The sequence below is a fragment of the Mammaliicoccus sp. N-M50 genome, from assembly GCF_022386995.1.
GTDB lineage: Bacteria > Bacillota > Bacilli > Staphylococcales > Staphylococcaceae > Mammaliicoccus > Mammaliicoccus sciuri_A.
This window is the reverse complement of the sequence record NZ_JAJNJA010000006.1, coordinates 1-16,257: the sequence shown is the minus strand read 5'-3', so window position 1 is coordinate 16,257 and position 16,257 is coordinate 1. Positions and strand designations below refer to the sequence as shown.

Genomic DNA, 16,257 nt, shown 5'->3' with positions numbered 1-16,257 from the left:
TTTGCACCCGCTAACGCTCAAGAGTGGAAAACAAGATCGTTAGCGCACGTAAACCAGCGCAAAAAATGAAAAAATGTCGCTCTAACGCTCAAGAGTGGAAAACAAGATCGTTAGAAATTCTAACGATCAAGAAACCGAAACAAGATCGTTAGCCCATGCGAACCAACGCAAAAACAGAAAAAAAGTCGTTCTAACGCTCAAGAGTGGAAAACAAGATCGTTAGAAATTCTAACGCTCAAGAAACCGAAACAAGATCGTTAGCTCATGCGAACCAACGCAAAAACAGAAAAAATGTCGCTCTAACGCTCAAGACTGCAAAACAAGATCGTTAGAAATTCTAACGCTCAAGAAACCGAAACAAGATCGTTAGCGCAACATTTTTCGTTTAACTTTAATGCGAAGTAAATCTATTTATTGCTGTTTCTAAGATGATTTGAACAAATCATGTTTCTAGTCTATTATATTTTTTAAGAAGTAACGATTTTATATGCTTATGTATAATCAAATAATTTTTTTATGCTATATTCAAACGTATATGTAAAATTAAATATATAGTTGGAATACAGAGAAGTCTAACGAATTCAACAGGCTGGTAACACTTACTTTTATCAGAAAGGGAGCGAGTATATATGAAGAAATTTTTAAAAATTAATGATTTTTATTTGATATTATCTTCTTTAGCTCTTACAAGAATTAGTGAATCTTTATTAGGAATAGCTGTATTGTGGAGCTTATATGTTTATACAGATTCAGTGTATTTAGTGGGCTTATTAACACTTTTTCAAGTTTTACCAATTATAATCTTTTCTTTTTATTCTGGTGCACTGGCTGACTATTATAATAATAAATCGATCTTAATTATAACGAATCTATCACGCTTTGTTCTTTTAATGGTATCAGGACTACTTTTTTATACTATTCAAAGTGATTTGTTAAACATTATATTGTTATACATATTAGTTTTTATTTTGGCTATACTAACTTCTTTTTATCTTCCAAGCTTCCAAGCAACAATTAAGAAAACGATAAGTAATCAAAAACTTATAAATGCTAATAGCTCGGTTGAATTTATCAAACATATTTGTAATATTTTCGGATTACTATTAGGGGGATTACTTGTTGATTCACTAGGATTAATTAACACACTTTTTCTAGGTGGCATATTATTTTTAGGTGGAGCAATACTTATGAAAATAGCATATATTCCAATTTTTTCTCAACAAATCATTGATAAAAAAATTAAAGGAAGTATATCAGAATCTTTTAGTTACTTAAGAAGAAGTTCAAATTTATTACAACAATCTATATATTATTTAATCATTATTAATATATCTGTTGCTCCTATTAGTTTAATATTTGTCTTAATGTCTGATCAATTAAAATTAGGATCAATAGGTTTATCTGTTTTAATGATTAGTTTTTCTATAGGCTCAATAATAGGAACAATTTGCGCATCATATATTTTAAAAATAGTAGAAGAAAGTAAAGTTAATTATTTATTAATCGTGATGTATTCAGTATTTGTGATATTTACAGTATTAATATCTAATACATTACTAGTAATATTATTAATATTTTTAACAGGTATAACTTCAAGTTTAAGTGTCATATTTATTAATACCTTTATTCAAAGAGAAACAAGTAATGAGTTTATAGGTAGAGTTAGTAGTTTTAGGTCACTAGCACTAAGAATACCACCTCCAATAATAGTTATGATATTTAGTTACTTAGTCGATATATTAAACATAGTTTACGCTGCAATTATTATAAATAGTATTACCATAATTTTAGCTACATTTGTATTTATAAAAAGACATAAAAAGATGGTTGGAAATGAATAACTCTTAATAATTAATATAAGAGACTGATCATTTTCAACCATTTATTTTATGTTTCAATAAAACAAGATCGTTAGCGCAACATTTTTCATTTAACTTTAATGTGAAGTAAATCTATTTATTGCTGTTTCTAAGATGATATCTTTTTCAAGTTCTTCTGGTGTCCATGGAATATAGTGGTCTACTGGTATACCTGTTTTTCCCATACTCTTACCTAAATCTACATTTCCGTCTTTAGAGTGTGGGACGCTTAATTTATATTTACCGTTAATATCGACAAACATAACATTACTATAATCGTTCATACCTTTAGTAGGTCTACCTATAATTTCAATGTTTTTAAATTCATGTGCAAATTTTACAAAGTTATCTCCTGAACTGCCGCATTCAAAGTCCGCTAGTACCTTTACATCTGGACAATTTTCTTGAATGCCTTTAATCGTATCAGGTTCTGGATTGTTATTGATATTAACAAGTCCTTTATCGTAGTTATCTTTAAATAATTTTAAAAATGATTTATATTCATCAAGATCATCTGAATCTGGTATCTGTTTTATGAGTTCAGAAATTGCATGTATTCTTTCATCGCAATATGCTTTTGTAAATCTATGATAATAAGGCGTATCATCAGTTATTGTAATACTTTCGCTTGTTAAATAAGGTAATAACTTTAAATAAGCTAAATCTGAACCACCGCGATTACCTCGCACATCAATAATGATTTGTTTCGCATTTAAAAGTAGTTTTTTATGCTTATCTATTAAGTTAGAGATTTTTAAATGATCAATAAAGTCGGTAAATTTTAAATAAATATAGGTATGTTTATTTTCGATAATGTATGATTGTTCAAAGAAATCCGGTTTATCCTTTTGTAAAATAGATATTTCTTTAGAATCGGATACGATATATTTATATTTTTTAAGTACGTCTGACCATTCCATTCTTTCTGGGTTACTGGATTTTAATAAATCATGATCATTTTCAAGTATATATTTGATTGAGTAAGAACCTAAATTATGAATAACAGTACCCGTAGGAATTTGTGAATTTCTGGAGTCTATCACATATAATTGATCATTATGTAATTGAACTCTAATATTTGGATAAAGTCCGTTAAGTTCAACTAATTTAAGATGTGGATCGTGAAATTTATTCAAATATTTAGTCATGTAAAAATAAAATTCTTCTTCACTAATATTAGAAATTTTAGATGGAAATTGTGTTATAAGTTCTTTTTTATCAAAGTAACCTGCATATTCATTAATGAGTTGATTTTCAATGATGTTAAATTCTTTTAATGTCATATGATGCACTCCATTCATTTTAATATAGTTGAATATTGTTTTTCCCTTCCCCACACTACATCTTCCTACGATTTCAAATAGTATAGACTGAATTCTAAGTCGTTTAATAAGTGTTCTTTCATGAGTTCTATTGCCGCTTCGGTTTGTCTTTTTTCTAGCATTTCTGCTATTTTTTGATGTTCTTCTATAAGACATGGGCGTTTTTTATTGATAACTGTTTTGCTGAATAGGTATATATAACTTTTTAATTTACTATACGTATCTATTATAAAACTATTTTTTGTGGCGCTCATGATTTTTTGATGGAATTGATCGTTGATTTGTATGATTTCTTCTTCTGTTTTGTCGTCTCCGATTGTTGCGTAACTTTTTAATTCTTCGATATCGTCTTGTGTGAATACGATACTCGCTTTTTTGATTGCGTGTGTTTCTATTAAAATACGCATCTCAAAGATATTTCGATATTCTTCTACTGTTGGTACATAAATATAACCATCTCTTATGAAGTATTCTAATTCTAGTTGTTTTATAGCTTCTCTTATCGGTGTTCTACTAACATTATATCTTTGTGCAAGTTTACTTTCTGTTATTTTTTCATTTTGCGTTAAGTCACCATTTATAATGTCATTTCTTATTTTTTGATATATGGATAATTCCTTATTTGCCATCGTTTTCACCTCGTTAACTTCATCTTACTATAAAAAAATTTGAAATAAAATGTATACATTTATTAAATTTTGGTATACAATACCTGTAAACGTTTACAGAAAAGGAGCATAAAAATGAAAATTGGATTTGTTGGATTAGGTATTATGGGTAAGCCAATGGTGAAAAACTTAATCAAAGCTAATAAAGAAGTATTAGTGAATGATTTAAATAAAGAAGCTGAAAAAGAGGTAGAAGCATTAGGTGCGAAAGTTGTAACTATTGAAGAAATGGCTAGAGATGCCGAAGTGATGATTACAATGTTGCCTAATGGCGCTATTGTTAAATCAGTTTTATACAGTGGTGAAACGACCGTATTAAACCAAAGTGAAATTAATGTCAAAATGGTTATTGATATGAGTTCTTTAACACCTAATGAATCTTTAGAAATTAGTAAAGTACTTGAAGAAAAAGATATTCAGTATGTAGATGCACCAGTTAGTGGAGGAGAACCACTTGCGATTACAGGAGAATTAGCTGTAATGGTTGGTTGTGATGAAGGTTTATTAGAAGATATTAAAGAAGTGCTTCGTCCAATTGCTGGATCTGTTGTAAGAGTTGGTCATGTTGGTTCTGGTAGTGTCGTTAAATTGGCGAATCAAATTATCGTGAATACAAATATTGCAGCATTGTCTGAAGCGGTTGTACTCGCTAAGAAATTTGATATAGATTTGACAGAAATGCATGAAGCAATCAAAAATGGTTTAGCAGGTTCAGCAGTTATGGAAGCGAAATTCCCTAAAATGATTGAACAAGATTATAAACCAGGTGGCACTTTAAACATTAATTTAAAAGACTTAAAAAATGTATCGTCAACAGCAGATACAGCAGGTTTAACTTTACCAGTTGTTAATCAAATTAAAGAAATTTATAAATCAGAAGTTGCACAAGGTAATGGTTTAAATGACCATTCAGGTATCATTCAATACTTCGAAAAAATCAATAATATGTAGGTGATAATGATGTTAACAAAAGATTTAATAAATGAATTTAAACATGATGATATAAACAAACATTTACCAGATTTAAAATATAAAATTATTGTACTAGATGATGATCCTACAGGCACTCAAACAGTTAAAGATTTACCTGTATATACGAAGTGGACTGAGGAATGGATTGAAGATGGTTTTCTTCAATCCCATAATATGTTTTACATTTTGACGAATTCTAGAGCGTTAAATGAACAAGAGACGATTTCTTTACACCAAGAGGTAAGCGCTAACATACAAAAAGTAGCTAATAAATTGGATATACCTTATTTAATTATTAGTAGAGGAGATTCTACATTAAGAGGTCATTTCTATTTAGAACCTAAAGTGTTAAGTGAATCTAGTGACCAAGATTTTGATGCTGTATTCTATATTCCAGCTTTCTTTGAAGGCAATAGATATACATATGAAGGCATTCATTACCTTAAAGAAGGCGAGCAATATATCCCAGTATCTGAAAGTGAATTTGCACAAGATACAACATTTGGATTTAAGTCTAAACATATGAATGACTTTATAAGCGAAAAAAGTTATGGCGAAGTTCAATCTGACGAAGTTTATCACATCACATTAGAATATTTACGACAAAGAGATAAAGAAACGATTTTTAATGTATTTTCAAATTTAAATGACTTTGATCAAGTCGTAGTAGATGCTGTAAATGATGAGGATATGGATTTCTTTGTAGCTTGTCTGACTGAATTTTTAGCACAACATGATAAACGCTTTATCTTTAGAACAGCGGCATCTTTTGTTAAAGCAATTTGTGAAACACCTGGAGAAATTATCAATTTAAATTCTTATAAAGAAAATGATAATGGTGGCATTATTGTTGTTGGTTCACATGTTAAAAAGTCATCAGACCAACTGAAATATTTATTAGACCATTCATTTATTAGTGAAATAGAATTTGACGTTACGCAAATAGCGTCATCCAATTTACAAGCTTATGTTGATGACATTACACAACTCGTTGAGCGATATATTGATAACGGAGAAGATGTTGTCATTTATACGTCAAGAGATGTTATTAGAACTGAGAACTTGCAACATAATTTAAGTATTTCTACTGCTATTTCAAATAGTTTAGTATCAATCGTTTCAAATTTAGATGTACAACCGAAGTTTATTATCGCTAAAGGTGGTATAACTTCAAGCGATGTTGCGACAAAAGGATTAAAAATTGAAAAAGCAAAAGTCATCGGTCAAATTACACAAGGGGTTCCAGTATGGCTAACAGGTCCTGAAGCGAAATATCAAAATATACCTTATGTTATATTCCCAGGAAATGTCGGAGATGAAGAAACTTTAAGCAGTGTATATGAATTAAATCGTTAAATATATAAAGAGAGAGGGATTTAAATGTTGGGAGAGTACTGGCCACTGGTTAGTGTTGTAATTGGTGTATTAATTTTATTAGCGCTTATTATGTACTTTAAATTAAATACGTTTGTTGCTTTAATTATCACTTCAATGTTAACAGGTATTATTTTAGGTATGCCACTTGATAAAATTGTGGAAACCATTGAAAAAGGTATGGGCGATACACTCGGTCATATTGCGATTATTTTTGGATTAGGTTCGATTTTAGGTAAGTTATTATCTGACGGTGGTGGTGCAACAAGAATTGCAGATACACTGATTAATACGTTTGGTAAAAAATATGTAACTTGGGCAATGATTATTGCATCATTTATTATCGGGATATCTTTATTTTTAGAAGTTGCATTTGTATTATTAATTCCTTTAGTGTTTACGTTGGCTAAAAGAATGAAAATTTCTAATTTACAAGTTGGTATTCCAATGGCAACTTCAATTGCTGTAACGCATGGATTTCTACCGCCACATCCAGGTCCAGTAGCGATATCAGAAGCGGTTAATGCCAATATTGGAGAAGTATTGATGTATGGTCTTATCATTGGTGTATCTTTAGCAATCGTAGTCGGTGGTATCTTCCCTAAATTTGCTTATGCTATTGCACCTGTAGCATTTGAAAAGAAAGGGAACACAGCAAGTATAGGTAAAATGAATGATTTTAGTAATGAAAAATTACCGAACTTTGGTATTAGTTTATTAACAGCATTATTCCCAGTTATTTTAATGTTATTTGCTACAGTAGTCCAACTTATAACTGGTCATGATCAAGAACCAACAAACTGGTTTGAATCTATCGTGTACTTACTTGGTTCATCTGTTACAGCAATGTTATTAGCTGTATTATTTGCGATATATTCAATGGGTATTAAACAATCTAAGAATATGACAACGATTATGAAATCATTTGAAGAAGCTATTGGACCAATAGCAATGTTACTTTTAATTATTGGTGGGGGCGGTACATTTAAACAAATCCTCATTGATGGTGGTGTTGGTGACACAATTTCAGAAATATTCCACGGTACAGAAATGTCACCAATTTTTCTAGCATGGTTAGCTGCTGCTTTATTAAGAGTAGCACTTGGTTCAACGACAGTAGCAGCAATATCTTCAGTAGGTATTGTATTACCATTATTACAAGCATCAGATGTGAATATTTCACTTGTCGTACTTGCGATTGGTGCAGGTAGTATATTCTGCTCACATGTAAACGATGCAGGATTCTGGATGTTCAAAGAATACTTTGGTTTAACAATTAAAGAAACGTTCTTAACATGGACACTTCTAGAATCTGTACTTTCTGTATTAGGTTTGATATTAATATTAATCGTCAATTTAATTGTATAATTTTAAAAAAGGCTGGGACATACGAATATGTCTCGGCTTTTACTTTTTTCATTATTACAAATTAATGTACAAAAGTTGGATTAAAAGGTAATATGGTAGCGATTACATTAATAAAGGAGCATGATTATGTGGATTGATATTACACAACAATTGACGAACAATATTGCACACTGGCCAGGTGATGAGCCATTTCATTTTAAACTTTCAGCGACTAAAGAAGAAACGGGTTCTGTAAATATTGGTAGTATTTCAACAAGCACACATATAGGCACACATATGGATGCGCCATATCACTTTGATGAAGAAGGTATCAAGATTCATGAAATTGACGTCAATCGTTTAATTGGCGATGCAACATTGATTGAAATTATGGATGAAACTTTAATCACCCAGGAAATACTCAAGAAATATGAGATTAAAGGGACGATTATAATGATTAAGACTAAAACAGAAGCACATTCTGAAGTGTTTCCAGAGTCAGTACCTGTCTTAACAGAAGATGCCATTCAATATTTATCTTCAATAGGGATTAAAGTATTTGGAATTGATGTGCCATCAGTAGATGATATCGACTCTAAAACTTTAGACAATCATCATGCATTTAATCAATACGACATCATTAATATTGAAAATCTATTATTAGAAAATGTATCAGAAGGTTATTATAACTTCATTGGATTACCTTTAAATATAGTAGGTGCAGACGGTTCGCCAATAAGAGCGATCATTTCTAAAAAGGGGGAGTAGTTGTGAGCGAATTTCAAGATGAATCACTTAAAGGGGAAAGTGTGAAGACGGATTTTTCGAAGGACATGACTTATAGTGAATATTTAGGTTTAGATAAAGTATTATCAGCACAACATACATTAACAGATGCGCACGATGAGAAATTATTCATAATTGTCCATCAAGTATCAGAACTGTGGATGAACTTAATTATTCATGAATTAAATTCTGCAAGTGATGATATTAAATCTGATCAATATAAACAAGCATTTAAAAAATTAGCTCGTGTAGGTAATATACAAAAACAACTCATTCAAGTATGGGAAGTATTATCAACCATGACACCAAGTGATTATTTGAAATTTAGAGATGACTTAGGGAATTCTTCAGGATTTCAATCTTTTCAAAATAGAATGATTGAATATAGCTTAGGATATAAAACAACACACGCTTTAAAAATCTATGAAAAAGACCCAAATATATATCAGCAGTTGAAAACACAACTAGAACGACCAAGTATTTATGATGAAACAATTAAAGCAGTACATAGAGCAGGATTTAACATAGATTCCGAAGTGTTAAATAGGGAAGTTACGCAAAATTATATGCGGAATGATTCAGTGAAAGAAGCTTTTAAAGCAATATATTTACAATCAGACGCATACTTTGAATTGTATGAACTACTAGAGAAATTAACAGATGTAGAAGATAGATACAGTCAGTGGCGATTTAGACATATGAAGACCGTACAAAGAATAATAGGATTCAAAACAGGAACAGGTGGAAGTTCAGGAGTAAATTATTTAAAACGGGTTATTGACCAGAACTTCTTCCCAGAATTGTGGGAATTGCGTACAGAATTATAAGTTGGGAATAGGAGTGTAGGGATTTTCAGGCCGATAAAATAAATTACCGGTCCAGAAATAGAAAATATGGACCGATAAATAAAATTACCGGTCCAGAAATGAAAAATATGGACCGATAAAAAATATTACCGGTCCAGAAATAGAAAATATGGACCGATAAATAAAATTACCGGTTCAGAAATAAGAAATATGGACCGATAAATAAAATTACCGGTCCAGAAATGAGAAATATGGACCGATAAAAATAAATACCGGTCCAGAAATGAAAAATATGGACCTATAAAATCAATTACCGGTCCAGAAACAAAAATGAAGCTGAGGCAATGACCGTTGCCTCAGCTTTCTGCTTTTAAAGTCCTTCTAAGTCTAGCTCATTTCGCTATCTTTAACATCTGTTATAAACATATGTCCTGGTGCGTGCGTAATCATGATGTCTGGTTTGGCATCTAATGCGACAGACTGTGGTGTTACACCGCATCCCCAGAATACAGGAACTTCTCCGTCTTTAATTGTTACAGCTTCACCGAAATCAGGTTGGTCAATGTTTCCGATACCGATTTCACTTGGATTTCCAATATGTATTGGTGTACCGTGTACTTCTTTGAAATGTGTTGTGATTTCAGTAGCTTTAATTGCTTCTGCCATCGTCATAGGTCGCATGCTTACTGTAATGTTTCCTTTAAAAGTACCACTTGGTTCAGCTGGTATATTTGTGATGTACATCGGCACGTTATGATTTTCTTCTATATGACGTACTGGAATGCCCGCTTCAAGCAAAGCATGTTCAAATGTAAAGCTACATCCAATCAAGAAGCTGACCATATCTTCTGTATACAACGCTTTAATATCTTCGTATTCTTGTACGAATTTGCCATCTTTATAAAGTCTGTACAATCCAACATCTGTTCTAATATCCGCTTCTTTTCCATATTTACTAAATGACGGCGATCCTACTTCGGATACATCAAGTAATGGACATGTCTTCGGATTTTTAAAGCAAAATTTCAAAAAATCATAAGCATATTTAGAAGGCAAGATGACGACATTTGCTTGGACATACCCTTTAGCCATCCCACTAGTTGGTCGTGTTAATGCGCCTTGTCTTATACTTGCTCTAATTTCCTCTGGTGATGCAGTTTGTAAATTCATGATATTATCCCCTTTCTGCATGGTTCTCCTTATTATATCATTTAAACATTATTCCGAGATTTCTAACAATCATATGGTAAAATATTTGTTGGTATGAACGTATAGAAAAGTAAAGAAACGATAGGTGTTTATATGTTAAATTTATTTGTCTTATTATTAGAACGTGTTGGTTTAATTATACTCGTTGCCTACATATTAATGAATACCACGTATTTTAAAAATATGATGGGTGAACGCGAAAAATGGTATGTAAAATGGCGATTGATCATTGTATTTTCATCATTTGCATTGCTATCTAATTTTACAGGTGTCGCGATTCATAATGGTGAAATTGTATCGAGTATGATTTATTTACATCTCGGACCAGAAGTGTCACTTGCGAATACACGTGTGTTAACAATAGGCGTTTCAGGGTTGATAGGTGGACCATTTGTAGGTCTGTTCGTAGGTGTGCTATCAGGTATATTTAGAGTTTATATTGGCGGTGCTGATGCATATACATATTTAATATCATCTATCGTCATTGGACTTGTCGCAGGTTACTTTGGTGCACAAGCAATGAAGTCAAAAAGTTATTTATCCGTGAAACAAAGTGCATTAGTAGGTGCATCTACGGAAGTTATTCAAATGATTTGTATATTGATATTCTCATCGCAAAAAGCAGATGCATGGGAACTTGTTCAACTTATTGCATTGCCGATGATTATCATTAATGGATTAGGTACTGCGATATTTATGTCTATAATTATTTCGACAGTTAAACAAGAAGAACAAATGAGAGCCATCCAAACGCATGATGTATTAAAGCTCGTCAATCAGACATTGCCTTATTTTAAAGAAGGATTAACAGAATCATCTGCACATCAATCAGCAAAAGTTATCAAAGATCTCATGAAAGTTTCTGCTGTTGCTATTACAAATAAGACGCATATATTGGCGCATGTTGGTGTAGCTAGTGATCATCACACACCTGATAAGACCATCATTACTGATTTATCTAAAGCAGTTATTGAAACTGGTCAACAAAAAGAAGTCTATTCTAGTAAAGATATAGGGTGTCAACATCCGAACTGTCCTCTTGAAGCGGCGATTGTTATTCCATTATATGTACATGATGATATTGTAGGGACATTGAAGTTGTATTTTACAGATCATCATGATTTAACATTTGTAGAGAAACAACTAGCTGAAGGTTTAGCTAAAATATTCTCTAGTCAGTTAGAACTCGGTGCTGTTGAAACACAACGAAAATTATTACAAGATGCTGAAATTAAGTCGTTACAAGCTCAAGTTAATCCGCATTTCTTCTTTAATTCGATTAATACGATTTCAGCATTAGTTCGAATTGATCATGAGAAAGCACGTCAATTGTTATTACAATTGAGTCATTTCTTCCGTTCGAATTTACAAGGTGCGAGAAACAATACGATTACAATTGAAAAAGAATTAGAACAAGTACGCGCTTATATTGCTTTAGAGCAAGCAAGATATCCCGATCACTTCAAAATTGAATTTGATATACCCGAAGAACATTATTCTGCACTTGTGCCACCTTTTGTTATACAAATATTAGTAGAGAATGCAATTAAACATGCCTTTACAAGTAGAAAAGAAGACAATCGCATTTGGGTTAAAGTGAGTCGTAATCATCAATCGATTCAACTATGTGTAAGAGATAACGGGCAAGGAATACATGAAGATAAAATTGCTATTTTAGGTAAGACAACAGTTGCCTCTCAGTCAGGAACTGGAAGTGCGTTAGAGAATTTAAATAGAAGATTAACAGGATTATTTGGAAATCATGCAGAATTACAATTTGATTCAAGTGATAAAGGAACGAAAGTATGTACGATTATTCCACACAAATATCGAGAGGAGGAAATGTAATGCATGCGTTAATTGTTGATGATGAACCATTAGCACGTAATGAACTGAAATATTTATTGAATCAAATTGGTTCATTTAGTCAAATTGAAGAAGCAGAAAATGTTGAAGAAACTTTGGAACAACTATTGTCGCACGAATTTGATGTTATATTTTTAGATATTAATTTGATGGAAGAAAGTGGCTTAGATTTAGCGAAGAAAATCAACAAAATGAAACATGTTCCGCATATTATCTTTGCGACTGCTCATGACACATATGCTGTACAAGCATTTGAATTAGAAGCAACAGACTATATTTTGAAGCCTTTTGAGAAAGCAAGAATTGAACAAGCGATTAATAAAATTACGAATATCGAAACACAACAATCAGTTGAGCCGAAACCGGTCAATCACGATGAAGTCTTGCCTATTGAAATTGATGATCGTATTTATGTATTGAATGTAGATGATATTATTGCGATATCTGTCAATCAAGGTATTACGACGATTAATACGACTGACAATGAATATACGACAAACGAGCCACTCAGTTTCTACGAGAAAAAGCTCAGTCACGCTAAATTTATTCGTATTCATCGCGCAAGTATTATTAATAAATGGCATATACAATCGGTTGAACATTGGTTTAATTCGACGTATCAAGTGACGTTGACGGGGAATATCAAATTACAAGTCAGTCGATCATATATGAAGTCGTTTAAATCAGAAATAGGGTTAGTATAATTTTCAGAGCATAGATTTTGTAACTTAGAGGTCAATTATTGCATTTCGCATTGAAAACGCTTTAAAAAATGATTTTCATATTAAGATAACCTTAAGAGATTACTTCGGGAGGTTGTCAAAATGAAAAAAGTCAATAACTTCTTTCATCAAGTATTAACAATATCAATTGTATTATTAATTTCACATGTCATAGAAAGCTTTATGCCTATACCAATGCCGGCATCAGTTATCGGATTAGTACTAATGTTTATCGCATTGACAACAGGTATTATCAAGTTAGAACAAGTAGAAGCGGTTGGTACAGCATTGACGAATAATATCGGATTCTTATTCGTTCCAGCGGGTATTTCAGTGATCAACTCATTAGGTATTTTAAGTACGAGTCCAATACTTATCATATTACTAATTATTATTTCTACAATTTTATTACTTGTTTGTACGGGTATCTTTTCACAAATGATCATTAAACCAAGTGAAAAATCAGCTAAACGTACGAAAGAAATTAACAATAAACGCGTGGCAGGTGATTATGCATGATGGAACATTTAGGCCTTAATACACCATATTTCGGTATCGGATTATCTGTAATATTATTCTTAGTCGGTACTTATTTATTTAAAAAAACAAATGGATTCTTCTTGTTTGCGCCATTATTTTTCAGTATGGTTGGTGGCATTGTATTTTTAAAAGCGACAGGCATACCATATGAAAATTACAAAATAGGTGGAGATATTATTAATTTCTTCCTAGAACCAGCAACAATTTGTTTCGCAATTCCTTTATACAAAAAACGTGAAGTACTTAAAAAACATTGGCATCATATCATGGGTGGTATTGCAATTGGAACAGTAGCAGCACTTGTTATTATTTATATTGTAGCGAAAGCATTCCAATTTGGTGATGATATTATCGCATCAATGTTACCACAAGCAGCAACAACTGCAATTGCATTGCCAGTTTCAGAAGGTATTTCAGGTATTAAAGAACTCACATCATTAGCCGTGATTTTAAATGCCGTTATTATTATGGCATTAGGAAATAAATTATTGAAACTCTTTAATATTACAAATCCGATTGCAAGAGGATTAGCCTTAGGTACAAGTGGACACACACTCGGTGTCGCAGCAGCAAAAGAATTAGGTGAAGTAGAAGAATCAATGGCCAGTATTTCACTCGTTCTTGTTGGTATCGTAGTCGTAGCAGTCGTTCCATTCTTTGTTATGTTCTTATTATAGAAAAAATGACAAGCGCCAGTAACATGTTTATGTTACAGGCGCTTTTCGTTTTATTTATCTACTAAAATCCATCTAGATAATATAAATGTTATTGGAATTGTAAAAATTAATCCGATAAATGGTGCAAAAGTTTCGTTTACATGAAGTAACTGTACAAACACAAATAATAATAATGTTTGTAATCCCATATTTACAACTTGTGTAATAGGAAATTGAATGAATTTTTTTACGGTAGGTTGAACACGATAAACAAAATAACAATTCAAATAAAATGAAATGATAAAGCTTATTATGAAACTCAATATATGACTCACTAAATATTGAATGTCGAACACTTTTAATAATAATAAATATATCCAGTAATAATTAACTGTATTGATGCCACCTACAAGTATAAATCGAATGATTTCTCCGTGTTTCTTGGACATATAGCTACTCCTTAAGTACGCAATTTATTATACGACCAGGCCACGTTTAGTACTATATTGTTCGTATAAATGATCTTGTGCAATTTCTTCTAAAATCTCAACGACTTTATAGACTTCTTCATATGATGTATATAAAGCAATAGGTGCTAATCGAATCACATTCGGTTCTCTAAAATCTGGAATCACACCTTTATCTTTCAACGCTAAACTGATTCTATATGCTTCATCATGTACTAAACATACATGTCCACCTCGTTTAAAATCATCACGTAAGTTCCCAACTGAATAACCATAGTCAGTTAACTTTTCATCAATTAAATACATTAAGTATGACGTAATATGAAGTGATTTCGTTCTAATAGCATGCATACCAACTTCGTTGAAAATGTTAAGCACACCTTCTAATGGTGCCATAGATAGAATATTTGGTGTTCCAACTTGCCACCCTGAAGCATCTCGTTGATGTTCAAATGTATGATTAAGTTGGAATTGTGTTTCGTCTTTATTCCCAAACCAACCGGCAGTACCAGGACTGCGATTAAAGTGTTTCTTATTGATATATAAGCCAGCAGTTGAACCAGGTCCACCTGATAAATATTTATATGTACACCATACAGCAAAGTCTGCATCAATTTGGGCTAAGTCCATTTCAATCGCACCGATTGCATGACATAAGTCCCATCCAATGATGATTTGACGTTCCTTCGCAGCCATTGTTATTTTTGCCATGTCTAATACTTGAGCACTTCGATAGAGTACAGTAGGCAATAGAACAAGTGCAATATCATCCGTCATTGCTTCAATAATGGCATTTTCATCAATGAATACACCATCTGAACTTTTAACAACTTTAACTGCATCGTTTGGATCTAATCCTTTTAGACGCACTTGACTATCTACTGCATAACGATCAGTAGGGAAGTTTAAGTCATCAACTAATATTTTGTATTTATCTTTAGTCGGTTCGTAAAAAGTACTAATAGCTTGATGTATATTGGATGTCGTGCTACCAACTACTACAACTTCTTCAGGACTCGCACCAATTAATGGCGCCATGTTTGAAGCAATGTGCTTAGAATAATGATAATATTTGCTGTCTTCAATATTCCAAATTTTGATGCCTTCTTTTTTCCAATCTTCTAACGCATTGAGTAATGATGCCTCAGCATCTTTAGAAGCAAGACCTAAAGAATTCCCATCCATGTAAATTTCGTTAGGTTGTATATAAAATCGATCACGAACATGATGTAACACATCCGCTTTATCCAAAGCTTCGGCAAATTCTTTTGTTGTATTAAATGAAGTATCCATTTGTTCATCCCCTTATAAATAATGAATCATTCTTTAAATATAATTGTATACTTTCCATGTAAAAGTCACAAAGATAATGATATTTGGGATGGGTGGATGTAGGAATGTGGGTGTGGGCAGAAAGTGAGGAGGTAGGATTGTAGTTTTCAGGCCGATAAATAAAAATAGAGACCCGGAAATGGAGTTTTCAGGCCGATAAAATAAAATAGCGACCCGAAAATAGGATTTCCAGGCCGATAAAAATAATTATCGACCCGAAAATGGGATTTCCAGGCCGATAAAAATATAATAGGGACCCGAAAATGAGATTTCCAGGCCGATAAATAAATTTAGCGACCCGAAATTGTGGTTTCCGGGCCGATAAATTAAT

The 16,257-nt window shown here is 32.1% G+C and carries 15 protein-coding genes; 10 read left to right on the top strand and 5 right to left on the bottom strand.

Features of this window, described 5'->3' with window-relative positions; all coding sequences use genetic code 11:
* Positions 1-629 precede the first annotated feature (629 nt).
* Entirely contained in the window at positions 630-1,841 is a 1,212-nt protein-coding gene (locus LQ622_RS09935; RefSeq protein ID WP_239763371.1) for an MFS transporter, read from the top strand.
* A gap of 95 nt (positions 1,842-1,936) precedes the next feature.
* Here LQ622_RS09935 and LQ622_RS09930 read toward each other — a convergent pair whose 3' ends face one another.
* The gene (locus LQ622_RS09930; RefSeq protein ID WP_239763374.1) at positions 1,937-3,142 is read right to left on the bottom strand and encodes a S41 family peptidase; all 1,206 of its coding nucleotides are present in this window, start codon (positions 3,140-3,142) and stop codon (positions 1,937-1,939) included.
* Between the two features lie 65 nt (positions 3,143-3,207).
* The gene (locus tag LQ622_RS09925; protein ID WP_239763377.1) at positions 3,208-3,810 is read right to left on the bottom strand and encodes a GntR family transcriptional regulator; all 603 of its coding nucleotides are present in this window, start codon (positions 3,808-3,810) and stop codon (positions 3,208-3,210) included.
* Positions 3,811-3,924: 114 nt separating this feature from the next.
* Here LQ622_RS09925 and LQ622_RS09920 point away from each other — a divergent pair, with 114 nt between their 5' ends.
* From LQ622_RS09920 to kynA, 5 genes are all read left to right on the top strand, one after another.
* Positions 3,925-4,800 (top strand): NAD(P)-binding domain-containing protein, encoded by an 876-nt coding sequence (locus tag LQ622_RS09920; protein ID WP_239763380.1) that lies wholly within the window; start codon positions 3,925-3,927, stop codon positions 4,798-4,800.
* Positions 4,801-4,806: 6 nt separating this feature from the next.
* Positions 4,807-6,177: a four-carbon acid sugar kinase family protein gene (locus tag LQ622_RS09915; protein ID WP_239775082.1), complete on the top strand. Its 1,371-nt coding sequence runs from the start codon at positions 4,807-4,809 to the stop codon at positions 6,175-6,177.
* 24 nt (positions 6,178-6,201) lie between these two features.
* Positions 6,202-7,563: a gluconate:H+ symporter gene (locus LQ622_RS09910; protein ID WP_239775081.1), complete on the top strand. Its 1,362-nt coding sequence runs from the start codon at positions 6,202-6,204 to the stop codon at positions 7,561-7,563.
* A 126-nt stretch (positions 7,564-7,689) separates the two neighbouring features.
* Positions 7,690-8,310: a cyclase family protein gene (locus LQ622_RS09905; protein ID WP_239763389.1), complete on the top strand. Its 621-nt coding sequence runs from the start codon at positions 7,690-7,692 to the stop codon at positions 8,308-8,310.
* Between the two features lie 2 nt (positions 8,311-8,312).
* Positions 8,313-9,155: a tryptophan 2,3-dioxygenase gene (gene kynA, locus LQ622_RS09900; protein WP_025906919.1), complete on the top strand. Its 843-nt coding sequence runs from the start codon at positions 8,313-8,315 to the stop codon at positions 9,153-9,155.
* 366 nt (positions 9,156-9,521) lie between these two features.
* On the opposite strand, the gene LQ622_RS09895 is transcribed toward kynA, so the two are convergent.
* Positions 9,522-10,304, bottom strand: coding sequence for a putative hydro-lyase (locus tag LQ622_RS09895; protein ID WP_239763391.1), 783 nt, complete (start codon positions 10,302-10,304; stop codon positions 9,522-9,524).
* A gap of 132 nt (positions 10,305-10,436) precedes the next feature.
* On the opposite strand from LQ622_RS09895, the gene LQ622_RS09890 reads away from it, so the two are divergent.
* From LQ622_RS09890 to lrgB, 4 genes are all read left to right on the top strand, one after another.
* Positions 10,437-12,191: a sensor histidine kinase gene (locus tag LQ622_RS09890; RefSeq protein ID WP_239763393.1), complete on the top strand. Its 1,755-nt coding sequence runs from the start codon at positions 10,437-10,439 to the stop codon at positions 12,189-12,191.
* A complete protein-coding gene (locus LQ622_RS09885; protein WP_025906916.1) occupies positions 12,191-12,913 on the top strand; it encodes a response regulator transcription factor LytR in 723 nt (240 codons plus the stop codon). The genes LQ622_RS09890 and LQ622_RS09885 overlap by 1 nt, the downstream gene beginning before the upstream one ends.
* Positions 12,914-13,033: 120 nt before the next feature.
* Entirely contained in the window at positions 13,034-13,450 is a 417-nt protein-coding gene (gene lrgA, locus LQ622_RS09880; protein ID WP_037590236.1) for an antiholin-like murein hydrolase modulator LrgA, read from the top strand.
* The gene (gene lrgB, locus LQ622_RS09875; protein ID WP_025906914.1) at positions 13,447-14,148 is read left to right on the top strand and encodes an antiholin-like protein LrgB; all 702 of its coding nucleotides are present in this window, start codon (positions 13,447-13,449) and stop codon (positions 14,146-14,148) included. Before lrgA ends, lrgB begins: the two co-directional genes overlap by 4 nt.
* Positions 14,149-14,198: 50 nt before the next feature.
* Here the strand turns inward: lrgB and LQ622_RS09870 are convergent, their stop codons facing one another.
* Both LQ622_RS09870 and kynU read right to left on the bottom strand, forming a co-directional pair.
* A complete protein-coding gene (locus tag LQ622_RS09870) occupies positions 14,199-14,576 on the bottom strand; it encodes a GtrA family protein (protein ID WP_107576659.1) in 378 nt (125 codons plus the stop codon).
* A 27-nt stretch (positions 14,577-14,603) separates the two neighbouring features.
* The gene (gene kynU / locus LQ622_RS09865; protein ID WP_239763395.1) at positions 14,604-15,887 is read right to left on the bottom strand and encodes a kynureninase; all 1,284 of its coding nucleotides are present in this window, start codon (positions 15,885-15,887) and stop codon (positions 14,604-14,606) included.
* Positions 15,888-16,257 lie beyond the last annotated feature (370 nt).

Coding starts and splice junctions, on each gene's coding strand:
- LQ622_RS09935 (WP_239763371.1), top strand. CDS start 630: ATGAAGAAATTTTTAAAAATTAATGATTTTTATTTGATATTATCTTCT.
- kynU (WP_239763395.1), bottom strand. CDS start 15,887: ATGGATACTTCATTTAATACAACAAAAGAATTTGCCGAAGCTTTGGAT.
- LQ622_RS09895 (WP_239763391.1), bottom strand. CDS start 10,304: ATGAATTTACAAACTGCATCACCAGAGGAAATTAGAGCAAGTATAAGA.
- LQ622_RS09905 (WP_239763389.1), top strand. CDS start 7,690: ATGTGGATTGATATTACACAACAATTGACGAACAATATTGCACACTGG.
- LQ622_RS09910 (WP_239775081.1), top strand. CDS start 6,202: ATGTTGGGAGAGTACTGGCCACTGGTTAGTGTTGTAATTGGTGTATTA.
- LQ622_RS09890 (WP_239763393.1), top strand. CDS start 10,437: ATGTTAAATTTATTTGTCTTATTATTAGAACGTGTTGGTTTAATTATA.
- lrgB (WP_025906914.1), top strand. CDS start 13,447: ATGATGGAACATTTAGGCCTTAATACACCATATTTCGGTATCGGATTA.
- LQ622_RS09885 (WP_025906916.1), top strand. CDS start 12,191: ATGCATGCGTTAATTGTTGATGATGAACCATTAGCACGTAATGAACTG.
- LQ622_RS09920 (WP_239763380.1), top strand. CDS start 3,925: ATGAAAATTGGATTTGTTGGATTAGGTATTATGGGTAAGCCAATGGTG.
- lrgA (WP_037590236.1), top strand. CDS start 13,034: ATGAAAAAAGTCAATAACTTCTTTCATCAAGTATTAACAATATCAATT.
- LQ622_RS09930 (WP_239763374.1), bottom strand. CDS start 3,142: ATGACATTAAAAGAATTTAACATCATTGAAAATCAACTCATTAATGAA.
- LQ622_RS09915 (WP_239775082.1), top strand. CDS start 4,807: ATGATGTTAACAAAAGATTTAATAAATGAATTTAAACATGATGATATA.
- LQ622_RS09870 (WP_107576659.1), bottom strand. CDS start 14,576: ATGTCCAAGAAACACGGAGAAATCATTCGATTTATACTTGTAGGTGGC.
- LQ622_RS09925 (WP_239763377.1), bottom strand. CDS start 3,810: ATGGCAAATAAGGAATTATCCATATATCAAAAAATAAGAAATGACATT.